This window comes from Gilliamella sp. N-G2, assembly GCF_002142215.1.
In the GTDB taxonomy this organism is placed as follows: Bacteria; Pseudomonadota; Gammaproteobacteria; order Enterobacterales; family Orbaceae; genus Gilliamella.
Genome location: NZ_NAST01000046.1, coordinates 1 through 5821, shown reverse-complemented (window position 1 = coordinate 5821; position 5821 = coordinate 1). Strand labels below are relative to the sequence as shown.

Here is a 5821-nt window from a genome sequence, read left to right as displayed (position 1 = left end):
ATATATATAAATATGCATATATATTTTAGGATTCTTGAATGTCAATAAAACCTAATGAAAAAGGGTATGTAACACTTTATAACGTTATAGACAGTGGATTTGTTCCATTTGGATCTGACCCATTATCACCTAGTTTTGAAACAATCAATTTAAATGATATTTTAGATAAATTATATGATTGGTTAAAAGATTCAGAAAGAGATTTTCAAAACACATCCCCTTTAGATAAAACAGACGGTCGTTTGGACTCGATAACATATTGTAAAAGCTTATATAAATGCCCAGAAACAAAAGATTTATTTTTTGTCTTATGGAAGTCTGTAACTGACGGTAATGGTAATATCCAAGGTGTTAAACCTGATTCTAGCGTTAATGATGAAACTAATAATACAATTTTGTTAAATGAGAAGGATGCGGACAAAAAATTAATATGGGGTTTGCCTTCATATTATTGGTATATATCTGAATTAAATGTTTTTGCAACAATAAAATTTCCTCATTCTTGTACAGATAAATCACTTTTTGAGCGATATATAAGAGATTTTGTTTTGTTCCGAATGACGTCATTACCTGGTAGAAAAGAATTTTTGTACGACAGAGAGAGCATAAATAAACGTGATTATAAGTATTATCAGGTTACTTTTGGTGATGACTTAGGTCGATTTCGTTTTAAAATAGAGTCAAAGCAGTTAATTAAACAATCAGGTAAAGATTATTTTTCTCAATTGATAGGAAATAAGTATAACTATGTGGTTATTAGAGATAGGATTAGCGCTATAGACTCTAACAATGAACAATGCTGGTTTAATTCTCTTGTAAATCCACTAAAGAAAAAAAAACCAAATATTAAAACTAAAGATATTGAAGTTATCATGCCATCAGATCTAGAAAGCGTTACGCTTGAAGATATTTATGAGTACTATGATGCAAGAAATATGGGAACTTCTGAGTGGAGTAATATAGGGTTTAGGGAGAAAAGAGAATCTGCAACTAAATGGTGTGAAGAGTTTATAGCAAGAGATTTTATTAGTTGCGATTTAGGGGATAAGGCTACGGATAATCATTTATCTGCTTTAAAACTCTGTGCAATAATTAATTCAAATCGAACAATGTTACTCCACAATGTACTTGAATCAAAAAATAAGCAACTTGAAGAAATAGCTTTTGAGAAAAAAAACAAGCAAAAAACTAAGGCATCATAAAAATATTTTAAATTTGATGAGATAACAATATGAAAAAGTTACATTGGCTTCTGATAAAACTACTACTAGCACTAGCAATATCGCTAGTAGTAGGGTATATTTTTTCTGAATATACAACTTTTTCAAAACTAGATAATATTATATCAGCGCTTCAAAATACTTCAGCAATGGTGTTTGCGATTTCAGGGATATGGTTAGCGTATTTATATCCAGAGGCTATCGCAGGGCTTGTTAAGGGTGAAAATGTAAACTTAGAAAATGACCGAGCGAAAGCTAGAAAGATAGAATCTATTGTAGGAATAGTTATTGTATCTGCAGTGGTGATGATAGGTATAATTGTTTTCTATATTGCAAGCGCTTTTTTGATAAATACTAATTTATACATTAATAATAAAGCACTTTTTAAAATAATTTCAGTTACATATATCAATTTTTTAGCAATAACTCAAATTTATTGTGTTTATTTAGTAATTAAAAGAAGTGTAAGCTTCATTAATCATTTATATAAACAAATAAGTGACAAAAAAACAGAAAAACTTTTATGAGTAATTTTTATTAACATTAAATTAACCCAGTATTTATTACTGGGTTTTTTATTGTCTTTTTTATCAAATCCTCAGCTCTGAGGTTTCACGGTATCGACAGCAACGCTAGACACACACACTACTAATCATTAGCTAGTACGCTGTCATTTCTATTAACTAACATCATAGATATTCATAATGGATAAATATACGTCACCCGTCTCCTATTTCTGGGGAGCTACATGTACCATTTTGGGCGCACTTAGTCTAAATGATATAGCTATTATTATCGGCATCATTTTATCAATAGCAACATTTATCATTAATTGGATTTACAAACGCAGAGATTTTTATCATAAAAAAAATTTGAGAGAGCAATACTATGCGAAACATGAAAAAAATAGCGACGACTGCGATTTGTAGTGTTTCAGCTATTATCGGTATTGTTCTAACAAATTACTCAGATGAAATCAGGACTAGTAAAGCAGGGTTAGAAATAATTGGAAACGCTGAATCGTGCATTAGAGAGCCATATTATTGTCCTGCTAACGTGCTAACGGTAGGCATTGGTTCAACTGGCAACGTAGAGCAAAAACGCTATACAGACGAAGAAATCGCTAGGCGCTGGGTTGATGATATCAAAACAGCGGAACAATGTGTTAATCGATATGCTAATGGTTTTCATCTTCCGCAATCCGTTTTTGATGCATCGGTATCAATTACGTTCAATGTTGGGTGCTCAAAGATGCGCACATCTACAATGTATAAACATCTGAATAACGGAAATTATCGAGCCGCATGTAATGAGTTCCCCCGTTGGAACAAAGCTGGCGGGGTTGTTTTAAACGGATTAGTAATTCGACGTGAAAAGGAGAGATCGCTATGTCTAAATGGTTTGCAATAGTTTTAGCGGTTGCATGGTGTTCACTGGTAATTGTTGGTGGCGTAGCTAACCACTATAAACATAAAGCCCAAATGGCTAGCGCTCGTGCGGACACGCTCGAAGCCGAGATTAAACAATATAAAGCGGATAGCATCAATATCAAAAAACTAGAATCTAACATCATAGAGGCTATAAATCATGGTCAAACTAATACAGATAATTTGCGCAACGATATTGATAATGGCCTTAGTGAGCTGCTCGTTAAAGTCGAATCAGCCCAGCGAGATAGTACCACCGCCAGCAATACTGCTCAGCAAGCCTTACGACTTGCAAAATCTTCTCAACAAGATTATTACAATCTCACCAACGCCATCAACTATAACAGAGCAATAATCGAAGGCTGGCAAAAGTATTATTGCCAGGAGATAGCGCCAAAGAATAGTACTGATTTTATGTGTAATTAAAATAGTTTTAATATAGATTGAAAAGTATAATAACATGGGTATAGAACCGATTAGGTGAATTTAAATGACAATAGGTAAATTAAGCAAAGAATCTTTTTTGGAAAAGCTTCACGGAGCACTCAAACCATCTGAACCGATAGAATCTCTTGAGTTGTTATTTGGGCGAGATAGTCAAATTAACGACTTGGAAAGTGCTTTATATCCAGCTGGTCGCAATGTTTTTATATATGGTGATAGAGGTGTGGGTAAAACATCACTTGCTCATACTTTAGCCTTTAAACTTCAAAAAAAAACTGATCCTATTATTGTAGGTTGTTCTGGAGATGATGGGTTGGTATCTGTTGTGAAACGAATTGTTTATAATTTCATCGAAGGGAATGTAATTAAAAATAAAAATAGTTTTAGTATATCGGCAGGATTTAGCGGATTAAGTTTTTCTATTAGCATAGATAAAGAACAAGAAAAAAAAATGATGGAAATTAATAACACATCTTCAGCTTGTGATCTTTTGAGAGAAATAGAAAAGTTATATGGTGGTATTGATGTCTTTATTGTTATAGATGAGTTTGATCAGATCCAAGATTTAGAGGAAAGAAAGAAATTTGGAATGCTCATAAAACAATTGGGTGATAATAAAAGCAGAATTAAATTAATATTTACGGGAATATCCAAATCATTAACGGAATTAATTGGTGGTCATCAATCCAGTGAAAGGCATATTGTTCAGGTTAAATTAGAACCTATCACTTGGGATGCTAGGTTTGCATTAATTCGGCATATATTAAATAGATTCTCATTAACAATGGACCCTAGTATTGAATATAAAATATCAGCTCTTAGTGACGGGTTTCCTCATTATATTCATTTAATATTAGAGCATATACTAAATACAGCGTATAACATGCCAAAAGATATCACCAATATTGATTCTGATTTATTTTTACTGGGATTAGATAAAGCGATTAGATCGGTAGCTGAGTCATTAAGAAATAAATACTCTTCAGCTACTGAATGTCGGGATGTTATTTATCATCATATTTTGTGGTCTATGGCAGATAGTGCTGATTTTTTTCGACATAAAACTAATATTTATACATCTTATCAATCAATATGTAAACAGCTAAACATTTCAGCTGTTGACAATAAAAAACTGAGTTCAAAAATTAATAATTTAACAAAATTAGATTATGGAGAAATCATTGTTCGTCACGCAGATGGAAAAAGACCAGGATGGTATGAGTTTAGCGAAAGCATAATAAGAGGTTATGTGAGGATGATAGCTGAAATGAATAATATTGATTTAGATTTTCAAGAAAATCATATACCAAATACTAATTATTCTAGAGTATCAAATAAAAAATATAGTAGTAGAAAAATGTCACCTCAAGAATATCAGCTATTAAAGGAGAGGGGAGAACTGTATGATGAATAAACCTGCCATTCAATAACCACCTCAGGGTGGTTTTTTATTATCTAAAAACTTAAGGTATCAATATGGAAAAAGGCGATTAAAGAAGTCATCAAATGAGCTTAGCTACATTATGAATATTAACTAACATATTTGATGACATATTTTTATTTGTTATCTAATTTTTTTTCCAAACCTTCAAAATGTGATGGAAAATCTTTATGATATTCATCAAGTTCTTCCCATGTTAAATGCTGTGAACTGTCTTTATTAAAATGTTTTTTTATCTTGGAAGCTAAGTTATTCTTCAAATATTTTTGATTTGATTTGCTACCGCTATATTTGTTTTTAATTAACCAATCTCTTATTTCATAATATTCATCAAAGTTGACATGTTCATGGTCACTAATCATTTTAAACCTCGCAATAAATAATTTTTGAATGAATGATGGTATGTTATTCGGATTAGGTAGCGGTGCATAGTCAAATTAATCAATTATGTGACGAATGTGTCAATAATATTTAAATATTTAAATAAAATCATGAATGTATACAACAACTCCCGCTGGCGTAAAGCTCGCCTCACATACCTACAACGTAACCCATTCTGTGTTATGTGCCGAGAGCAGGGCTAGATGCGAGCCCGTACATTGAAAATCATCTAGCTACAGTAACCGTGCCCTGTTCCTCTGTTTGTATTCGGTATCGAGTATTTTTACGACAGGGTCTTTTAAATAATTATTCACATCTAATGCATAAACTATAAAAATTTCCGAGCAGTTATAAAAAATAACTGCATATTTAATCAAACCGCTTAATTGCGGTTTTTTGCATTCAAAAGAGGAGAGACATAATGTCTGAATTAAAATTAAAAACAAAAGTAGCAATTAAAGTCAGTGGCGAAGAAGGGGAAATTATTGGTATAGCTCAATATGTGGATCTTCCAAATCAGTTCTTTATTAGCTATAAATCGGCGGATGGTCGCGCAGTCAAGGACTGGTATTTAGCATCAGAACTTAAAGCTATTTAAAAGTCATAAACCGCTTCGGCGGTTTTTTTATGTCTGAAATGTTTGAAACACCACAAACCCAATTCATTTTTCAACCAATCATAATGCCATCACACGGCGAATATTAACCAAGAGCTTTACAGAATGGGTCTAAGAGAATGACAGCTAATGTCTGAACTCTTGGGCTGTTTATTCTGTGTGACTTAGGCTCATTCTATAGAGAGACATAATATGACTATAACTCAATTTAAATTTGAAAACATGGTTACTTTACAAGGTAATCAAGTAATGACCACATCTTTAAAAGTGGCTGAGTATTTTAATAAACGGC

At 32.3% G+C, this 5821-nt stretch carries 8 protein-coding genes; 7 read left to right on the top strand and 1 reads right to left on the bottom strand.

Annotation, left to right across the window (positions count from 1 at the left end; translation table 11 throughout):
- Positions 1 to 38 precede the first annotated feature (38 nt).
- From B6C99_RS12570 to B6C99_RS12545, 6 genes are all read left to right on the top strand, one after another.
- A complete protein-coding gene (locus B6C99_RS12570; protein WP_086360141.1) occupies positions 39 to 1202 on the top strand; it encodes a hypothetical protein in 1164 nt (387 codons plus the stop codon).
- A 29-nt stretch (positions 1203 to 1231) separates the two neighbouring features.
- On the top strand, positions 1232 to 1747 hold the full coding sequence (locus B6C99_RS12565; RefSeq protein ID WP_086360140.1) for a hypothetical protein: 516 nt from the start codon (positions 1232 to 1234) through the stop codon (positions 1745 to 1747).
- A gap of 177 nt (positions 1748 to 1924) precedes the next feature.
- Positions 1925 to 2149 carry an HP1 family phage holin gene (locus B6C99_RS13600; RefSeq protein WP_086360139.1) on the top strand — a complete coding sequence of 75 codons (225 nt, stop codon included), beginning with the start codon at positions 1925 to 1927 and terminating at the stop codon, positions 2147 to 2149.
- Entirely contained in the window at positions 2118 to 2630 is a 513-nt protein-coding gene (locus B6C99_RS12555) for a lysozyme (protein WP_371265846.1), read from the top strand. The genes B6C99_RS13600 and B6C99_RS12555 overlap by 32 nt, the downstream gene beginning before the upstream one ends.
- Positions 2609 to 3073 (top strand): lysis system i-spanin subunit Rz, encoded by a 465-nt coding sequence (locus B6C99_RS12550; RefSeq protein ID WP_086360137.1) that lies wholly within the window; start codon positions 2609 to 2611, stop codon positions 3071 to 3073. The genes B6C99_RS12555 and B6C99_RS12550 overlap by 22 nt, the downstream gene beginning before the upstream one ends.
- Before the next feature lie 64 nt (positions 3074 to 3137).
- Complete coding sequence (locus tag B6C99_RS12545) at positions 3138 to 4505, top strand: AAA family ATPase (RefSeq protein ID WP_086360136.1); 1368 nt, start codon at positions 3138 to 3140, stop codon at positions 4503 to 4505.
- Between the two features lie 143 nt (positions 4506 to 4648).
- On the opposite strand, the gene B6C99_RS12540 is transcribed toward B6C99_RS12545, so the two are convergent.
- The gene (locus tag B6C99_RS12540; RefSeq protein ID WP_086360135.1) at positions 4649 to 4894 is read right to left on the bottom strand and encodes a hypothetical protein; all 246 of its coding nucleotides are present in this window, start codon (positions 4892 to 4894) and stop codon (positions 4649 to 4651) included.
- 440 nt (positions 4895 to 5334) lie between these two features.
- On the opposite strand from B6C99_RS12540, the gene B6C99_RS13215 reads away from it, so the two are divergent.
- The gene (locus B6C99_RS13215; RefSeq protein ID WP_158092484.1) at positions 5335 to 5511 is read left to right on the top strand and encodes a hypothetical protein; all 177 of its coding nucleotides are present in this window, start codon (positions 5335 to 5337) and stop codon (positions 5509 to 5511) included.
- Positions 5512 to 5821 lie beyond the last annotated feature (310 nt).

What these genes read in the sequence shown, in the direction of transcription:
- B6C99_RS12570 (WP_086360141.1), top strand. Translation starts at nt 39, where the DNA reads ATGTCAATAAAACCTAATGAAAAAGGGTATGTAACACTTTATAACGTT.
- B6C99_RS12565 (WP_086360140.1), top strand. Translation starts at nt 1,232, where the DNA reads ATGAAAAAGTTACATTGGCTTCTGATAAAACTACTACTAGCACTAGCA.
- B6C99_RS13600 (WP_086360139.1), top strand. Translation starts at nt 1,925, where the DNA reads ATGGATAAATATACGTCACCCGTCTCCTATTTCTGGGGAGCTACATGT.
- B6C99_RS12555 (WP_371265846.1), top strand. Translation starts at nt 2,118, where the DNA reads ATGAAAAAAATAGCGACGACTGCGATTTGTAGTGTTTCAGCTATTATC.
- B6C99_RS12550 (WP_086360137.1), top strand. Translation starts at nt 2,609, where the DNA reads ATGTCTAAATGGTTTGCAATAGTTTTAGCGGTTGCATGGTGTTCACTG.
- B6C99_RS12545 (WP_086360136.1), top strand. Translation starts at nt 3,138, where the DNA reads ATGACAATAGGTAAATTAAGCAAAGAATCTTTTTTGGAAAAGCTTCAC.
- B6C99_RS12540 (WP_086360135.1), bottom strand. Translation starts at nt 4,894, where the DNA reads ATGATTAGTGACCATGAACATGTCAACTTTGATGAATATTATGAAATA.
- B6C99_RS13215 (WP_158092484.1), top strand. Translation starts at nt 5,335, where the DNA reads ATGTCTGAATTAAAATTAAAAACAAAAGTAGCAATTAAAGTCAGTGGC.